Genomic DNA, 16,915 nt, shown 5'->3' with positions numbered 1-16,915 from the left:
ATGGGCTCCCTCGCTCCCCCGCCTGGCCGGAACGTCCTCACGAACGTATGTCAGGCCCCACTCCCCCGCGATCCGTGTCGGCCGAACCGCTGACCGCCCCGATGCCGGTCAGCGCGGTGAAGGCGTCGGTCAGGGCGGCCAGCGCGGCCGCCACGTGCGGTACCGCGACCGGGTCCGCGGCCGCCAGCGCGACCTCCCGCTCGGCCTCGGTCGTCCCGAGCAGCACCCCCGTGCCGATCCGGGCCCGCGGCTCCTCCGGGTCGTCGCCGAAGCGGTGGCCGCCGGGCACCGGCCGGCCCAGCGCGGCGGTGAGGTGCCGCTCGACCCGCCGCGCCGCGCCGGGGCCCGGCGGCCCGGCGGTCGGGTAGAGCTGCCAGCCCGCCCGCGGCGGCCGGCAGGACGCCCCCGCCCCGGTGATCGCCCGGTAGGCCGCCGCCGCGGTCCGGGCGTGCAGCCGGTTCGCCGCGGCGGCGCGCCCGGCGACCTCGGGCGGCTCGCCCAGCGCGTAGGCGGTCGCGGCGGCGACGGGCGCGGGCAGCACCGCCCGCAGGGCGGCCAGCACCTCGGCGGCACGCCGGCGCCAGGACGTGCCGTGCCCGGTGGCGGGGAAGCGGGCGAGCGCCGCCGGGTGCCCGGCGGGCACCAGCGTCGCGCCGAGGTCGGTGAGCACCACGGTGTGCTCGGGCAGCATCTCGGCCGGGCTGAGCAGGACCGTCTCGCGGTGGTGCAGCGTGTCGGAGTAGGTCTCGTCGGAGACGATCAGCAGCCCCGCCTCCGCCGCGGCCTCGCACGTCTCGTGCATCAGCTCGGGCGCGGTGACGGTGCCGGTCGGGTCGTCGGCGGCGGACAGCACCAGCAGCCGCGGGTCCGCGCCCTCCGCCCGGGCCCGCCGTACCGCCTCCATCAGCGCGACCGGGTCGGGTACGCCGCCGCCCTCCGCGGGGGTCGGCACGCTGTGCACACGGCGGCCGAGCAACCGCGCCACCGGGTGCTGCCACGCGGCGGCGGGCCGGGCCAGCACCGGGTCGCCCTCGCTCGCGGCCAGCACGGCGAGCAGCAGTTGTTCGGCGCCCGGGGCGGCCAGCACGTGTGCCGCGCCGCCGGGCAGCGCCCGCCGGGACCAGTAGCCGTCCGCCGCTTCGAGCAGGGCCCGGCCGCCCCCGGCCGGCTCCGTCCCGTCCGCCCCCGCGCCCATGCGCGCCGTCCAGTAACCGGGCACCGGCAGTCCCGGATCGGGCCGGACCCCATCCGCCCACGGCATGGCGCACCTCCAGGCGCGAAGAAGACCCCCTGTGCCCCACTTTCCCCCTTTTCCCCCGCGGATGCCCGTCGGACGGCGGAAGCACGCGCGTTCGAACGCCCGCGCCGCGCGTCGCGGCCCCGCCCCGGCCGCGACGCGGGCGACGACCGGACGGCCGACGCGGGGCCGCGGCCGGCAGGCGGCAGGCGGCAGGCGGCAGGCGGCAGGCGGCAGCGACGAACGAACGGCAGGCGGTGGGCGGGTAGGTGTGAGCCGCGGGTGCTCCGCCGCCGGGCAAGGGGCCGGGTCGCAGGCGACCGGCTCCTGCGGCCAGGCTCACGGACGAGCGGACGCGCCACGTCGAACCGTCCCGGCGCGGTGCCAGCCCCGGCCCCGAGGGCGGGAGCCGAACGACCCCCGGCCGATGCTCCGCCAGGGACAAGGGGCGGCAGGCGGCGCGCACGGGCTTCCGCCGCTGGACCGAGCCCTGTGCGGTCGCGGCGCTGCCGCCTCCCGCGCGCACGGGCTGCCGGAGTCGTCGCGGCCCGCTCAAGAGTGCGGTACCTGCCCTCTCCCGAGTGCACGGGCTGCCGGCCTCGCCGCGCCTCCCCGCGGCACCGTTCGGGCAGGTCCTCCGACCGGCGGTTCCGCAGGTGCGTGGGCGCCGTGCCGGGGTAGCAGAGCCGCATGACGTATCCCTGGAAGGACTGGGACCGCGACCTGTTCGCGGCGGTGGCCGGCCGGCACTGGCCGGGCGCGGAGCCCGTGCTGCCCCGGCTGAGCCGGGCGGCGAACCACGGGCGGCTGTGGTTCGGGGTGGCCGCGGGCATGGCGGTGGTAGGCGGCATGAGCGGCCGCAAGGCGGCGCTGCGGGGCCTGGGCTCGCTGGCGCTGGCCTCGCTGACGGTCAACACGGTGGGCAAGGGCGCGGTGCGCAGGGCGCGCCCGCTGCTGGAAGCGGTCCCGGTGGTGCGGCAACTGCGGCGGCAGCCCGTCACGACGTCGTTCCCGTCCGGTCATTCCGCCTCCGCGGCCGCCTTCGCCGCGGGCGTGGCCTCGCAGTCGGGCGCGTGGGGCGCCGCGGTGGCGCCGGTCGCGGCGAGCGTGGCGTTCTCCCGGGTCTACACCGGCGTGCACTACCCGAGCGACGTGCTGGCGGGTGCCGCGCTGGGGGTCGGCGCGGCCCTGGCGGTGCGGGCTCTGCTGCCGGTCCAGCGGCGCCCGGAGCCGGGTCCGTCGGCCCACGCGCCCCGCCTGCCGGGTGGGCGCGGCCTGCACGTGGTCGCGAACACCGCGTCGGGTCCCCCGCCGCTGCTGAGCACACCCGCGCAGCGGATCTCCGCGGCCCTGCCGGAGGCCGCGGTCGCGGAGTGCACCGAGGACGACGACCTGGCCGAACTGCTGGAGCTAGCGGCTCAGTCGGCGGCGCAGGAGGGCGGCGCGCTGGGGGTGTGCGGCGGCGACGGCACCGTGCGGGAGGCGGCGGCCGTGGCGCTGCGGCACCGTCTGCCGCTGGCGGTCTTCCCCGGCGGCACCCGCAACCACTTCGCCGCGGACCTGGGGTTGCTGTCCGTCGAACTGGCCGCGGGCGCGGTCGAGGCGGGCCGCGCGTCCCACGTGGACGTGGCCCGCAGCACCGGTACGGACTCCGACGGGGCGGTGCCGTTCCTGAACACCTTCAGCATCGGCGCCTACCCGGACCTGGTCCGGGTACGGGAGCGCTGGTCGCGGCGGGTGGGTAGCTGGCCGGCGAGCGTGCTGGCGGCCGTGCACGTGCTGCGCACCTGCGAGCCGGTCGAGGTGGTGGTCAACGGGCGGCCGCGGTCGGTGTGGCTGCTCTTCGCGGGCAACTGCCGCTACTCCAGTTGGGGGCCGGCGCCGGTGCGGCGGCGCGACCTGGCCGACGGGCTGCTGGACGTGCGGATCGTCGACGGCGGGCCGTTCGCCAGGACCCGGATGCTGGGGGCGGCCCTGACCGGCGTGCTCACCTCCTCGCCGGTCTACACGACGGCGTCCGTCCCGCGGCTGCGGGTGCGGGTGCCGGGCGAGGGCGTGCACCTCGCCTGCGACGGGGAGGTGGCCGCGGCCCCCGGGGAGGTGCTGCTCGACAAGGTTCCGGGCGGCCTGGTCGTCTACCGGGCCTGAGCGCGGCGTGGGTCGTCGCCGGTGCCGGTACGGTCCCGCGGGTCTCGCGGCCGGCCCTCCCCCGGGCCGGCCCGTGCGGCGGGCTCTCCCCCGGGCACGTGCGACCGGCCCCTTCCGGGGGCGGCCAGGCGACATGCCCCTTCCGGGCGCACGACCGCGGGACGAGCGGTGCCCCGAGCACGGATGCGGGCCCCGGCGGTGTTCCGCCGGGGCCCGCATCCCGGGGCGGCACGAGGCGGCCCGGGCGGTCAGTTGCCGGCGACGAGGCCGGCCAGGGCGCGCACACCCTCGCCGGAGATGCTCAGCGCGTCCTCGTTGCCGGTGTCGATGGACAAGATCAGGTCGTCCGAGGGCCAGGCCCCGCTGAGCACCGCGAGCTGGACCAGGCGGTAGCGGCGGGTGGCGGGCAGTGCCTCGGCCATCCGGGTCTCCGAGGTGAAGACCGGGACGAGCTGGCGGCCGTCCTCCTGCTCGTAGACCGGTAGCTGGATCTCCCGGGGCGGCTCGGGGGCGGCCGCCTCCGCCTCCGGCGGCTGCTCCTCGGCCCCCGGCACCGGCAGCAGCACCTCGCTGACCGCGAGGGTGCTCAGCGCGATCACGTTCTCACTGCCGTGCGAGATCTCGTGGAGGGCGCGCTGCGCCGGGGGCAGTGCGCCGTCGGGGTTCATGTCCGTCATCGTCGTGTTCCTCTCGCCGCGTCTGCGCTCGGGGTCTGCAAGTGGCTGAACCCCGCGCGTACCCAGCACGTGGCGGAGCATGCCGACCGCTTCCGGGAATCGTCCCGGGGACGGCCGGAAACCTCCCCGGGACGGCGGGAAGCGGCCGGTTCACTCGTACTCCGTGCCCCCCTTGCGGGTCAGGTAGGCGTCGCCGACCACCTTGGCGACGGCCCGGCCGCCGATCCGGGGGCTGTACTTCCCGTCGGCGGTGCGGACCACCACCCCCTCGCGGATGTGCAGGTCCCGGCCGGAGACCGTCTCGGTGCCCGCGGCGAGCGCGAGCACCGTCGCCAGGTCGAACGGGCCGTGGAACAGCCGCGGCACGAGCGGCAGTTCGCCGTCCAGGAGGTCGGCGGGGTCGTACCAGCGCAGTCGGCCGCCAAGGTCCGCGCACACGTCGAAGGCGGCGAACCCGGGCAGTCCGGCGCCCGCGTCCGTGCCGTAGCCGAGGTCCTGCACCCCCTTGCCGTAGACCTCGCCGAAGATCCCGATCCGGTCCGCGCCGAGGCGGTCGGCGAGGGCGGCGGCGACAGCGGGCAGGCCGTGCCCGCGCACGGCGCGCCAGTAGAGGTTGCCGTCGGCCTCCCGCAGCGCGAGCTGTCGGGCGCCCAGCCCCTTGGAGGTGACCTGCACGCGGCCCGACGAGGCGTGGTAGGTGAGGCAGCAGGCGGTGCCGTGCAGCTTCTCGGTGACGGTGACCAGGTCGCCGGGCGCGAAGACGTCCGGGTAGCGCTTGAGGTTCTCGATGTCGATCCACGGCAGCAGGTCGGGCGCGGCGTCCACGTCGCCGCTCATCGAGACCGGCACCGGCGGCACCCACTTGACGATCTCCAGCAGGTCGGCGAAGTCCGTGTCGTCGGCGGCGGCCCGTTCCAGGTCGACGCCGTCGAGCGCGCCGGGCCGGCACACGATCCCCTGGGACAGCTCGCCGCGCAGCCGTACCGCCCGCACCCGGTTCCGCCTCGACCCGGCCAGCCGTCCGGTGAGGCCGAGTTCGCCGATCAACGCGTCGGGCAGCACCGACTGCTCGGGTATGTAGACCGCGAACTCCCCGGTGCGGTAGGCCCCCTTGGCCACCACCGCGCGGTAGAGCCCGACCTGCGCCAGCTCCAGCGCGTCGGCGTCCGGGTGGTCGAGGATGGTGAGCCGTTCGGCGGTGACCCGCAGTGCGGACATGGTGGTGCCCCCCCTTTGACGTCCGTGGGCGCGCGGGTCTTCCCGTCCCCGCGCCTGCCCACTCTGCGCGGTGCGCGGGGCGGCGGGCCAACGGTTTTCACCCGCGCCGGAACGCCGGGCCGGAGTCCCGACCGGGACCGGCGCGCCGCCGGCGGGAGTTGTGTTCGACGCGGCGGCCGACGAGGGTTTCCGGTTATGCGATACATCATCATCGGCGCCGGCGCGGTGGGCGGCGCCCTCGGCGGACGGCTCTTCGACAGCGGCCACGAGGTCGTACTCGTCGCGCGCGGGGCGCACCTGGAGGCCATGCGCGCGCACGGCCTGAGACTCGAACTGGCCGACGGCGAGAAGCGGTTGAAGATCCCCGTGGTCGAGGGGCCGGCGGAGCTGACGGCGCGCGACGACGACGTGCTCGTGATCGGCGTCAAGACGCAGGACACCGCCGACGTCCTGGAGACCTGGGGGACCCACGGCCACGGCACCGCGGCGGGCGGTTCGGGCCCCGGGCCCGCCGTGGTGTGCGCGCAGAACGGCGTGGAGAACGAACGGCTGGCGCTGCGCCGCTTCTCCCGCGTGTACGGCATGTGCGTGTGGCTGCCGGCGACCTACCTCGAACCGGGCGTGGTGAGCGCGTTGTGCGCCCCGCTGACCGGGATACTGCACCTGGGCCGCTACCCCTCCGGGAGCGACACGACCGCGCGCGCGATCGCGGCCGACCTGACGGGCGCGGGCTTCGCCGCACCGGTCACCGAGGACGTGATGGCGTGGAAGCACGCCAAGTTGCTGGGGAACCTGGGGAACGCGGTCGACGCGGTGCTCGGCCCCGACGACGAGGCGGGGCGCGGGCTCGCCGAACGGGCCCGGGCCGAGGGCGCGGCGGCCCTCACGGCGGCCGGGATCGCGTACATCGGCGCCGAGCAGCAGGCGCGCACCCGCGGGGACCGGGTGGTCTCACCGCGTGCCAAGCGCAGTTCGACCTGGCAGAGCCTGGCCCGCGGCACCGGGTCGATCGAGTCGGACTACCTCAACGGCGAGATCGTGCTGCTCGGCCGCCGCTTCGGGGTGCCGACGCCCGTCAACGAGGCGCTGCGCCGGGCCGCGAACCGGGCCGCCCGCGAGCGCCGCGCCCCCGGCGAGCTGACCGGGGCGGAACGCGCGGCGCTGCTGGAGGCGGCCGGCTGACCGGCGGCCGGGGGCGCGGCCCGGCGCGCGTCACCGGTGGGACGTCGGCGGCTCCTGCGGGCGCATCCGGAAGTCGTACACGGCCGGCAGCGGGTGCTCGCGGTGGGCCCGGGCGCGCGCGTCGTCCGAGGCACCGTCCTGCCGCTTCGGGTCGGCCGGGCCGGGGGCGTCGCCGCCTCCACCGGGTCCGTCGCGTACGACGAGCGCCTCGGCGACCGCGTACCAGGTGTCGCTGAGCACCTCGTCGCCCTCGGCGAGGTCGTCGACGACGATTCCCTCGTCGAGCAGCGCGCGGGCCGTGGCCGGGTCGCCCTGGGCGAGCGCGGTACGGGCCCGCAGCAGCCGCATCCGTCCGCCGTCGAGGGGGACGGCCGCGCCGTCGGGGCCGGGGACGGGGCGGTCGAGGATGCGGGCGGCGTCGTCGGCGCGGCCGGCGTCGAGCAGCGCGGGCACCGCTTCGAGGGCGTAGGCGCGCAGCGCGGACCGGGCGGTGGACGGGGCGCACGCGGCGGACGGGGCGGACGCGGCCGACGCGGCGTCCCCGGCGGACGCCAGGGCGTCGGCGAGGGCCCGGTACCCGGTGGCGTACCGCTCCGCGGCCTGCTCGGTCCGGCCTGCGACGGTGTCGGCGACGGCCAGGGCACGCAGCGCCCACGGCGAGGGGTGGGCGGCGAGCGAGCGCTCCCAGTTGCGGACCGCCTGGGCGCGGTCGCCGGCCGCCCACTGCGCGATGCCGAGGTGGTAGTCGCGGTACCACTCGTTGCCGGGGTAGGTGTCGGCGGCCTCCAGCAGTTCCCGCCAGTCGGGCGAGACCAGGGTGGGGCCGGGCGCGGCGTCGGCGGCGGCCGGCCGCGGGAGGACGCCGGCCAGCAGCAGTTCGAGCCAGGGCTTCTGGTCGGCGCCGAGGGTGGCGGGCGGGAAGGGGGTGCCGGGCAGCCGGTGGCGGCCGCGCTCGACTTCGAGGGCGCCCCAGCCGGAGCCGGTGGCGAGCGTGTCGGCGGGATCGGGGTCGGTGTCGGCGCGGGCGAGCCAGGCGTCCCGGGCGGCGTCGAGCGCGGCCCGGGGCAGTGCCGCCTCCAGGCCGGCCGCCGCCGCCGAGCGGGCCGCGGTCCAGTCGTCGCCGTGCACCAGCGCCGGGTCGGCGGTGAGCGGTCCGTACGCCTCCAGCCAGCTCACCTCCGACTCCGCGGCCATGGGCACGTGTTCGAGCTGGGTACGGGCCAGCCCGGCCTGGATCTCCAGGTAGCCGCCGGTGCCGGGTTCGGTGAGCCACTCCTGCCAGCGGCGTCCGCCGCGGCCGCGGCCCCAGCGGAACAGCTTGCGCCCGCGCAGCCCGTCGGTGGACGTCTGCACCAGGCCGCGGCCCTGCCCGTCGAGCGCGGCGATCCAGCGGCGGTCGTCGCCCGGGATGTCAAAGAAGTGGTCGGCGGCGTGCTCGAACCGGGTCGGGTAGGTGAGGTCGGCGCCGTCCTCCGCGTCCCGGCCGCCGGGTCCCTCAAGCGCACGCGGCACCGGCACGCGGGTGAGGGTGCGGTGGTAGTCGAACTGCCAGGCGGCGTCCGCGGGCACCAGTACCCGGGTGTCGGGGGTCTCGGGCACCGCGGTGTTGGACCACCAGTACAGCGGCACGGTCCGGTCGTGCGGGTTGCGGACCCGGACGCCGGCGTAGAGGAAGTCGGAGCCGGACGGCAGCCACAGGTCGACCTGGAACGGCAGGTCGCGCAGCCGCTCCCACTCCCACAGCCGGAGCATCTCGCCTCCGTCGGGGGCGGTGAGCCGGGCCGCGTGCAGCGGCGCGCAGGTGTGGGCGGCGTGGCCGGTGGCGCCGAGGTTCCACTCGACTCCGCCGGAGAACCAGGCGCCGGCCAGCGCGAAGTCCGCCGGCTGGAACACCGGGTTGCGGTAGAGCAGTTCGCGGCCGGTGGGCTTGTGCAGCAACGAGTGGAGCCGGCCGCCGAGGCCGGGCAGCACGGTGGCGCGCAGCCGGTCGTTCTCGATGACGACCGCGTCGATCTCGGTGGGCGCGCGGTCCCGGCCGTAGCCGTCGAGGACGCGGACCGGCAGCACGGTGCGCAGCGGGGCGTAACCGATCTGCCGGGCCATGTCCGGGGGCAGGTCCGCCGACCGGTCCGGATCGAGGTGGTGCGGCTCGGCGCGCTCGCGGAGCGCCGGGAGCGGGTTCTCCGGGCCCAGCGGTGCGGCGGGAACGCGCACGGTGGCGCGCCGCACGGTCGTCGCGGTCGTATCGGTCGTCGCGTTCACGTCGGTCGTCGCGGTCCTGGCCAAGGCCACCTCATCCGGGCGCGGGCGGCCGCCTTCCGCACGGCGGCCGTGTGATCACCATGGAACATCCTCGGCGGCCCGCTGAACAGAGCACGCACCGTACAGGGTTGGGCAAATCCGTCGGAAGCCCGGTAAAACGCGCCGCGCGTCGGGGCGGTCCGCGGGCCGGGGCGCCCTGGGCCGCTTCCGGTACCGGCTCCCGCTGCTAGAACGGTGCCCATGACGCCTTTCCACACCCCGCCCGCCGGGGCGTTCCCGGCCCTGCGCTTTCCCGACTGGCTGGAGCTGGTGGAGGACCGGTCGGCCGCGCTGCGGAAGGCGCTGGAGACCGCCGACGAGCAGGCCGGCGTGCCGGGTTGCCCGGACTGGACGGTACGCGACCTGGTGGCGCACGTCGGACGGGTGCAGCGCTTCTGGGCGGCCGCCGTGGCCGCCGGTCCGGCCACCCGGCCGCCGGAGCCGGACGCGGCCGGCGACCAGGTCCCGGACGGCGGACTGGCGTCCTGGTCGGCGCGCTCCACCGCCGTGCTGCTGGACGCGCTGCGGGCGGCCGGGCCGGAGCGGGAGTGCTGGACGTGGTGGGCGTCGGCGGGCAGCCCGGGGACGGCGGGCGCGGTCGCCCGCCACCAGGTGCAGGAGGCGGCCGTGCACGCCCGGGACGCGCAGGAGGCCGCGGGAGCCCCCGAACCGCTGCCGCCGGCGCTGGCGTTGGACGCGGTGGACGAGTTCCTGCACATCGGGTTCGGCACCATGGACGGCTGGCCGCACTCCCCCGCCCGGGTGGCCCTGGTCAGCACGGAGGGCCCGGTGTGGACGCTGATCCTCGACGCGACCGGCGCGTCCGCGGTGCGGCTCGGCCCGGGCGACGGTCCCGCTCCCGACGCCTCGCTCACCGGCTCCGCCGAGGAGTTGCTGCTCTGCCTGTACCGGCGGGTCCCGTGGGACGCCGCCGCCCTGCGGGTGGGCGGGGACGCGGCCCTGGTCCGGCAACTGGCGGTCTGGTCGCCGCTGGACTGAGCACGTACCGTCCTGACTGAGGAGTGATGCTCATGTCAGGACGAGCGTTACGGGTGGGCTGGGCCGTGGGCGGAGCGCTCGTCGTGCTCTCCGGCTGCTCCTTCGGCACCCACTCGCATGTCACCGCCACCGCACCGCCCTCCGTCACCTCGGCGCCACCACCCGTCGGCAGCATCGAGCACCCACGGCCGGTGGAGTGCTCCGACGGCCTCGTCGAGCGCGACGGTTCCCCGCCTCCGCCGCGCCGCACCACCAATCCCGCCGGATCACCGGCCGCGACTCCCACCTCCCACGCCCTCGCCCCGACCGGTCCCGCGCGCACGCCCACCGTCCGCGCCACCCCTCCGGCCACCCCGACCGACCCCACGACCGCACCCGCCACACCCACCCCCACCACCGCTCCGGCCCACCCGACCGCCACCGGCAGCGCTTCGGCGACCTCCGGCGGCTCCGACATCAGCGTCGGCCCGCTGACCTGGCAGGGCCTGGGCAGCCTGGCCGGCGGCGAGCAACTCGACCACGGCCGGCAGAACTCCGGCGGCTGGAACTACCGCATCGACGCGCTGGTCCGGCCCGGCTCCACCGTCACCGTCACGGTCGGCGCCGCGCAGCGCGCCCGCGCCGGGCTGGAGTTCGGCGGCGCGTACGGCTCCGCTCCCGCGCCCGCGGTCATCTTCCACCCGTGTCCGGGCGATCCCACCTCCTTTCGCGGCTCGTTCTTCGTGGCCGGCGACGGCCGCGCCTGCGTGCCCCTGGACGTGGCGGTCAGCGACGCCCCGGCGCGGCACGTGGTGATCTCCTTCTTCAGCGGACGCTGCCCTGCGTAGGGTGGCGGCATGACCGAGTCCAGCCCCGACCCCGCCAACGTCCCCGGGCCCACCGGCGAGCCCGCGCACGACCCGGAGGTGCTCCAACTCGCCGCGCAGGTCTTCGACCTGGCCCGGCACGGCGACACCGACAAGCTCGCCGCCTACGTCGATGCCGGAGTGCCCGCCAACCTGACGAACGACAGCGGTGACAGCCTGATCATGCTCGCCGCCTACCACGGCCACGCCTCGGCGGTGCAGGCCCTGATCCAGCGCGGCGCCGACGTCGACCGGCCCAACGACCGCGGGCAGACCCCGCTGGCCGGCGCCGTCTTCAAGGGCGCACAGGACGTGGTCGACGCCTTGGTGGAGGCCGGTGCCGACCCGGCCGCGGGCGCCCCTTCGGCGATCGACACGGCCCGCGTGTTCGGCAGGACCGAACTGCTGGCGCTCTTCGGCGCGCAGTGACCGCGGGCGGCCGCGCGGGTCGCCGCGGCCGGACGGCTCAGGCGATCGCCGCGGTGCGCGCGGCCAGCCGATCCGCGCCCTCCGCCGTGAGCGAGCCGTACAGCCGCAGCCGGGATATGCCCCCGTCGGGGAAGATCTCGATCCGCGCGTGCGTGGCCGGGACCGCCCGGTCCGCGAGGAAGCGGTGCACGGTGTCGGGATGCAGCCGGACCCGGTCGAGCAGCGGCACCCACGGTCCTTCCTCGCCCTCGCGCAGGGACACCGTGGCCCAGCCGGCCGCGTTGCCCTTCAGGTAGGCGGTGTCGATCTCCACCGCCCGGACCACGCCCTGCTCGACCAGGCGGTACTCGATCCAGTCGTGGCCGCTGCCCCGGCGGCGCCGGGTCTCCCACCCGTCGTCCATCTTCCGGGAGCGGCCCGGCAGGATGGTGTGCTCGGGCGGCGAGTAGAAGCGGTCGGAGGCGTCCTGGACGGTGCCGCCGTTCTCCAGCGCGACGAGGTCGAAGGTGCCGAGCGCGGCCAGCCAGGCGGGGTCGGCCGCGACCTCCCCGAACACCCGCAGCCGGGCGACGCCGCCGTCGGGGTACTGGCGCAGCCTCAGGTGGGAGAACCGCCGCTCGACGCGGACCGCGAACGCGTTCTCCGCGTGGCCGCCGACCGGGGTGCGCGGGACGAGCACGGTCCACTCGACCGACGGGTCCGCCACCTCCTCGGGGCCGGCCGACGGTGACAGCGCGGCGGCCTCCACCGAGACCGACCGGGGGTAGTTGCCGCGGAAGTGAGCGGTGTCCACCACGACGCCGCGGACCACCCCGGGCACGGCGAGCCGCACCACCGCCCAGTCGTGGTCCTCCGGCTCCGGGTGCGGGGTCAGGGCGGAGCCGCCCCGGCGCCGGCGGGTCTCCCAGCCGTCCATCACCTTGCCCTTGTGGCCGAACCGCTCGGGGTCGAACACCGCGGGGCCGGGCAGCAGCAGGTTCTCCCGCTCGGCGAAGAACTCGTCATTGGCCGCGACCACGCCCGCGCCGAGCCGGCGGTCGGTCAGCTCCGCGAGCCCGGTGAAGGGCAGTTCGGCCCGCCGGTAGTCCGCGAACGGGTTCCCCCCGCCGTACGGCAGCGCGTCGCCGGTGAAGTCGGTCAGCGCAGTGCAGGCCGCCTCCCGGCCCGTGCCTTCCGCCTCCGTGCCCGTGCCCGTGCCCGCCCGTGACGCGGTCCGTGCCTCCGGTCCCGTTCCTGATGCCCCGCCCATCGCGTTTCCCTCCTCGTCCGTCAACCGCGGCGCAGGGTCGTCCCGCGTCGCCCCTCGACCCGTTTCATGCCCCCACTCTCCCCCCGCCGACACTTCAGGTCCAGCGATACTTTTTGAACATTCCGTTCAGTTCAACTTCACAAATGGGTCCAGTTCAGCGGCGTGCCGCAGCGCCCCCATCACCCGCCGTACCAGCGCCCCCTCCTCCGTGCCCGCGCGGACCGCCGCCACGATCCGGCGCACCGGGCGGTCGGCGTCGAGCGGCCGGACCGCGACCATGCGCCGCCACCCGCCCACGACCGCCATCTGGGGCACCAGCGCGATTCCCATGCCCGCCGCCACCAGCGAGAAGATCGCCGGCCAGTCGGAGGCGGCGTGCGCCTGCTCCGGCACGAACCCCGCGTCGGCGCAGGCGGCGAGCGTGATGCTGCGCCACGGCCCGCCGCTGCCGAAGATCCACGCCTCCTCGGCGAGCGCGGCCAGCCGCAGCCCGGGGGCGGCCGCCAGCGGGTGGCCGATCGGCAGGGCGATGTCCAACGGGTCTGTGAGCAGCGGGAACACCGCGAACCGCGGATCACGGGCGGTCGGCGCGTCGACCGCGAGGGACACCGCGACGTCCACCTCCCCCGCCGCCAACTCCTCGAAGACCGCCGCCGCCTCGACCTCGCGCACCGAGACCGTGACGGCGGGCGCGGACCCGCGCAGAAACTCCGCGGCGGGCACCACGAGCCGGCTGATCGCGGTGGCGATGGTGCCGATCCGCACCAGTCCGGCCTCCCCGCGCGCGTACCCCTCCAACTCGGCGCCCGCGCGCTCCAGTTGCGCGAAGACCACCTCGGCGTGGCGCAGCAGGACGTGCGCCGCTCCGGTCAGCCGCACCCCGCGGCCGTGCGCCTCGACGACAGGCGTCCCGGCCTGCTTCGCCAGCGCGGTGAGCTGTTGCGACACGGCGGACGGCGTCATCCGCAGGGCGGCCGCGGCGGCCGTGACGGTGCCCGCGTCCTGGAGGGCGCGGAGGATCTGGAGCTTCTTGAGGTCCCACTCTTTCATGCAGCCAGCCTAAACAGTAACTGTCCCATCGTGTGGTTGCGCCACCACGTCGCGGACCACGTCCCGCACCACGGCCCCGGCCGCGGCCGCCCCGGGTCCGACCCGCGTCCGCCCCGGGTCCGAGCGCGTGGAGGGCGTACGGCATGCCGCCCGGGTGGCCGCCACGGCCGCCGGGCCACAGCTCGTCCCACCATCGGCGGGACCGGGGCGCGTGAGGCCGAATCGTATGGCCGGTAGGGGAGGTGACAGGGGGTCGACAGATCGTGTTACCTGTCATGTCTCCGTCGATTCACGGCCCGCGGGCACCGTCTTGACGGAGCGACACCCCCACAGGAGGACACGTGACCGTTCGGTTGATCCGCCGAGCTTCCCTACGCATTCGCGCCGCGCTACTGGGCGTTCTGACGCTGTGCCTCGCCTTCTCCGTCGCGGGCGCCGGAGGCGGCGCCGCGTCCGCCGCCGACACGGACTCGCTGCCGTTCTCCGGCAGCACCGGCTCCGGGTTGCACAACACCTACGACCCCGCCACGTTCACGTACCTCGCGCAGTCCCTGGACACCGGGACGTCGATGATCGAACTGGACGTCTGGGACGACTTCATCACCAAGGAGTGGAAGGTCAGCCACTCCAACCCGCTGGGGAACAGCAACAACTGCGTCAACGCGTCCTCCCCGGCCGACCTCTACACCGGCGGCGCCAACAAGGACCTGGAGAGCTGCCTCGACGACGTGCGGGTGTGGCTGGGCGCGCACCCCGGCCACGGCCCGCTGATCATCAAGCTGGAGATGAAGGCCGGATTCCAGACCACCTACGGGATGAGCCCCGCGAAGCTGGACCAGTCGATCAGCGACCACCTGGGCGGCCTGGTCTACAAGCCGTCCGACCTGCTGGCGAAGCCCGGCGGCGGCCAGTACGCGTCGCTGGACGCGGCGGCCACCGCGGGCAACTGGCCGACCCGGCAGCAACTCGCCGGCAGGGTCCTGCTGGAGGTGATCCCCGGCACCGTGGAGGAGTCCAACCCCACGGACTCGCTGTGGACCGACAAGGAGTACGCCGACTACCTCGCCGGGCTCCAGAGCCAGGGCAAGCTGGCGCAGGCCAACGTCTTCCCCGCGGTGCACAACGCGGCGGCCGGCGACCCACGTTCGCGCTACTCCGAGACCTCGATCCGCCCCTGGTTCGTGGTCTTCGACGGTGACGCGGCGACGTACCTGAACGGCAGCATCGACACGAGCTGGTACGACACGCACCACTACCTGCTGATCATGACCGACGCGCAGAACGTGCCGCCCACGCTGGACGACACCAACCCGACGTCGGCCGACGCACAGGCCCGGATCGCCCAACTGGCCAAGGCCCACGCGACGATCGCGTCGAACGACTGGACCGGGCTGACCGACGTCCAGTCGACGGTGCTGCCCCGGGGCTGAGCACCCGGACGCGACGCACCCGGACGTCACACACCTGGACGTCACACACCGGACGTCACACACCGGACGTCGCGCGCCCGACCGGCAGGTCCTGCGTCCGGCACGTCCCGCACCGGTCGGGCCGAGGTGGACGGCCGCCGACCGCCGGCGGCCGTCCATCTCCACGAATGCCCCGGGGGCCCACCACGGGGACTCCCGGGAGCGGGTGTTCGCGACTCGGCCGGTGGCGGGCGTCAGGCGGCGAGGGACTGGCCGTCGCCCATCACGATCACCGGGTGGTCGGCGGGCAGCAGGGTGCGCAGCAGGGTCACCATGTGGGCTGCCGCGATGCTGACGCAGCCGTGCGTGGGACCCCCGTGGTCGACGTGCACCCAGATGCCGCCGCCCTTGCTCGCGCCGAGCGGCTGGGTGCCGTCGAGCGGGGAGGTGCCGGGGACGCGGTTGTAGTCGATCGCGATGACGTAGTCGAACGCCTCGTCGAGCGTCTCGCCGTCGAAGCCGACGCCGCCGGCGTGGAAGCTCGACGAGTGGTCGTAGGGGAGCTTGGTGCCCGGGTCGGCGTCGAAACCGCCGGCGTCGTGCAGGGTGAACACGCCGATCGGGCTGTGCAGGTCGCCGGCGTGGTGGTCGGTGGTCCAGCCGTCCTTGGCGTTGTGCGCCGACCAGGTCGCGCCGGGGCGCCAGTGCCCGTCGGACAGCCGGGACCAGAGGGTGACCAGGGAGTCGGACGAGTTCTTGGCCCGGCCGGACGCCACCAGCACCTGCCGGCTGTCGGCCGGGATCCGGGCGCGCGTCCTGGGGCCCAGCCCTGGGATGGTCGACGGCATCGGATCGCTCGACGGCGAGCTGCCCGCCGCGACGCGCGCGGCACCGGTGGCGGAGTGGCCGGCGGCGTCGCGGTTGTCGGTCGAGGCGGTGCCGTAGTGGTCGGTGGCCACGTAGCCGGCGCCGAGCAGAGCCAGGGCGACGGCGGTGACCGACACGGCGACCGCCACCCGCTTCGCGGTACGGTTCGGGCGCCGGTGCCGGCGGGGGCCACGGTCGTCGTCTTCGCTGGGACGCTGGGTGGTCGCGTCTGGGAGGGCGGCAGTCATCGCGACGATCCTCGCAAACCCGGAGCCGGAGTACATCATCCAACCCCCGCCAACGCCCGATTCGCCCCACAAGTCACCTTCGTGGCGCACGGATGCGCGGACGGCGAGCGCGTTCACGACGGGCCGGTCGGGGCGCGCGGAGCGTGTCGGGGCGCGCGAGCGGCAGGTCGTCGGCGCGGGACAGGCTGCCGGTGCGGGGGCAGCTCGTCGGCGCGTGGGGGCTGGTCCTCGGCGCGCGCGGGGGCGGGTCGGGTCGCACGCCCTGTCGTCCGGCCGTCCCCGCTCACCCGCACGGCCGCACCCCCGGGCCGACGGGCGTCCGCCCGCGGCGGGCCGGTTCACGCCGACTGGACCAGCGCGTCCACCAGTTCGCGGGGCCGGCTGAGCGCCAGCAGGTGGCCGCCGGGCAGTTCCTCGACGTCGAGACCGAGCCGCTCGCGGGCCAGCCGCCGCTGGAACTCCAGCGGGAAGAAGCGGTCCCCGCGCCCCTGGAGGAAGCGGGTCGGCACGTCCGGCCACGCGGCCAGCGGCCAGGGCTGGGCGAACACCGCGGGCGGCGGCCCGGACGGCTCCCCGGCGAACGCCTCCTCGGTCAGCGCGGGCGGCACGTCGTGGAAGAAGTCGGTGCGCGGGTCGAACTCGGCGTCGGTACCGGTCCGGCCGAGCGCCTCGGCGTACTGCTCGCGCGCCTGCGCCTGGCCGACGTTCCCCCACCACTCCCCCGCGCTCTCACCGGGCACCGGCACCATCGCGTTGACCAGCACCAGGCGGTCCACCGGCAGCCGTCCGCACACCAGCGGCGCGGAGAACCCGCCGAGCGACTGCGCCACGACCACCAGCGGCGCCTCCGGTCCGGGCGCGCCGGAGGGCACCTCGGCCCGCACGGCCGCGGTGATCGCCTCGGCGAAGTCGTCGAGGGTCGCGGTGTCGCGGGACGGCAGGTCGAGGGTCACCACATGGTGGCCGCGCTCGCGCAGCAGCGGCGCCACCAGATGCCAGTACCAGGCGGTGCCGTCCGCGCCGGGAACGAGTACGTACGTCGCCATCGGTCTCTCC

The 16,915-nt window shown here is 76.0% G+C and carries 14 protein-coding genes; 6 read left to right on the top strand and 8 right to left on the bottom strand.

What is annotated here, in order from left to right:
• Positions 1-37: 37 nt before the first annotated feature.
• Complete coding sequence (locus RVR_RS30220; RefSeq protein WP_202237081.1) at positions 38-1,261, bottom strand: aminotransferase class I/II-fold pyridoxal phosphate-dependent enzyme; 1,224 nt, start codon at positions 1,259-1,261, stop codon at positions 38-40.
• Positions 1,262-1,927: 666 nt separating this feature from the next.
• Between RVR_RS30220 and RVR_RS30215 the strand changes: the two genes are divergently transcribed.
• The gene (locus RVR_RS30215) at positions 1,928-3,385 is read left to right on the top strand and encodes a bifunctional phosphatase PAP2/diacylglycerol kinase family protein (protein WP_202237080.1); all 1,458 of its coding nucleotides are present in this window, start codon (positions 1,928-1,930) and stop codon (positions 3,383-3,385) included.
• 248 nt (positions 3,386-3,633) lie between these two features.
• Here the strand turns inward: RVR_RS30215 and RVR_RS30210 are convergent, their stop codons facing one another.
• A complete protein-coding gene (locus RVR_RS30210; protein ID WP_202237079.1) occupies positions 3,634-4,062 on the bottom strand; it encodes an SseB family protein in 429 nt (142 codons plus the stop codon).
• Positions 4,063-4,212: 150 nt separating this feature from the next.
• Positions 4,213-5,280 (bottom strand): RNA ligase (ATP), encoded by a 1,068-nt coding sequence (locus RVR_RS30205; protein WP_202237078.1) that lies wholly within the window; start codon positions 5,278-5,280, stop codon positions 4,213-4,215.
• Between the two features lie 195 nt (positions 5,281-5,475).
• Here RVR_RS30205 and RVR_RS30200 point away from each other — a divergent pair, with 195 nt between their 5' ends.
• The gene (locus RVR_RS30200; RefSeq protein ID WP_202237077.1) at positions 5,476-6,462 is read left to right on the top strand and encodes a ketopantoate reductase family protein; all 987 of its coding nucleotides are present in this window, start codon (positions 5,476-5,478) and stop codon (positions 6,460-6,462) included.
• 30 nt (positions 6,463-6,492) lie between these two features.
• Here the strand turns inward: RVR_RS30200 and RVR_RS30195 are convergent, their stop codons facing one another.
• On the bottom strand, positions 6,493-8,748 hold the full coding sequence (locus tag RVR_RS30195) for a DUF5107 domain-containing protein (RefSeq protein ID WP_237405044.1): 2,256 nt from the start codon (positions 8,746-8,748) through the stop codon (positions 6,493-6,495).
• 216 nt (positions 8,749-8,964) lie between these two features.
• Here RVR_RS30195 and RVR_RS30190 point away from each other — a divergent pair, with 216 nt between their 5' ends.
• Genes RVR_RS30190 through RVR_RS30180 form a run of 3 tightly spaced genes read left to right on the top strand, consistent with a single transcriptional unit; the run spans position 8,965 to position 11,036 of the window.
• Positions 8,965-9,762 carry a maleylpyruvate isomerase family mycothiol-dependent enzyme gene (locus RVR_RS30190; protein WP_202237076.1) on the top strand — a complete coding sequence of 266 codons (798 nt, stop codon included), beginning with the start codon at positions 8,965-8,967 and terminating at the stop codon, positions 9,760-9,762.
• 32 nt (positions 9,763-9,794) lie between these two features.
• Positions 9,795-10,589 (top strand): hypothetical protein, encoded by a 795-nt coding sequence (locus tag RVR_RS30185; RefSeq protein ID WP_202237075.1) that lies wholly within the window; start codon positions 9,795-9,797, stop codon positions 10,587-10,589.
• Between the two features lie 9 nt (positions 10,590-10,598).
• Complete coding sequence (locus RVR_RS30180; protein WP_202237074.1) at positions 10,599-11,036, top strand: ankyrin repeat domain-containing protein; 438 nt, start codon at positions 10,599-10,601, stop codon at positions 11,034-11,036.
• Between the two features lie 37 nt (positions 11,037-11,073).
• On the opposite strand, the gene alc is transcribed toward RVR_RS30180, so the two are convergent.
• Positions 11,074-12,285: an allantoicase gene (alc, locus tag RVR_RS30175; RefSeq protein ID WP_202237073.1), complete on the bottom strand. Its 1,212-nt coding sequence runs from the start codon at positions 12,283-12,285 to the stop codon at positions 11,074-11,076.
• Between the two features lie 126 nt (positions 12,286-12,411).
• Positions 12,412-13,335: a LysR substrate-binding domain-containing protein gene (locus tag RVR_RS30170; protein WP_202237072.1), complete on the bottom strand. Its 924-nt coding sequence runs from the start codon at positions 13,333-13,335 to the stop codon at positions 12,412-12,414.
• A gap of 341 nt (positions 13,336-13,676) precedes the next feature.
• On the opposite strand from RVR_RS30170, the gene RVR_RS30165 reads away from it, so the two are divergent.
• Complete coding sequence (locus RVR_RS30165) at positions 13,677-14,765, top strand: phosphatidylinositol-specific phospholipase C domain-containing protein (RefSeq protein WP_237405043.1); 1,089 nt, start codon at positions 13,677-13,679, stop codon at positions 14,763-14,765.
• A gap of 233 nt (positions 14,766-14,998) precedes the next feature.
• Here the strand turns inward: RVR_RS30165 and RVR_RS30160 are convergent, their stop codons facing one another.
• Together RVR_RS30160 and RVR_RS30155 are read right to left on the bottom strand one after the other, a co-directional pair.
• Positions 14,999-15,859, bottom strand: a complete 861-nt coding sequence (locus RVR_RS30160; RefSeq protein WP_237405042.1) for a L,D-transpeptidase family protein — start codon at positions 15,857-15,859, stop codon at positions 14,999-15,001.
• Between the two features lie 338 nt (positions 15,860-16,197).
• A complete protein-coding gene (locus RVR_RS30155) occupies positions 16,198-16,905 on the bottom strand; it encodes an alpha/beta fold hydrolase (protein WP_202237071.1) in 708 nt (235 codons plus the stop codon).
• Positions 16,906-16,915: the final 10 nt, after the last annotated feature.

Origin of the sequence: Streptomyces sp. SN-593 (assembly GCF_016756395.1) — a bacterium.
Classification (GTDB): domain Bacteria; phylum Actinomycetota; class Actinomycetes; order Streptomycetales; family Streptomycetaceae; genus Actinacidiphila; species Actinacidiphila reveromycinica.
This window is presented reverse-complemented; position numbering and strand designations above follow the sequence as displayed.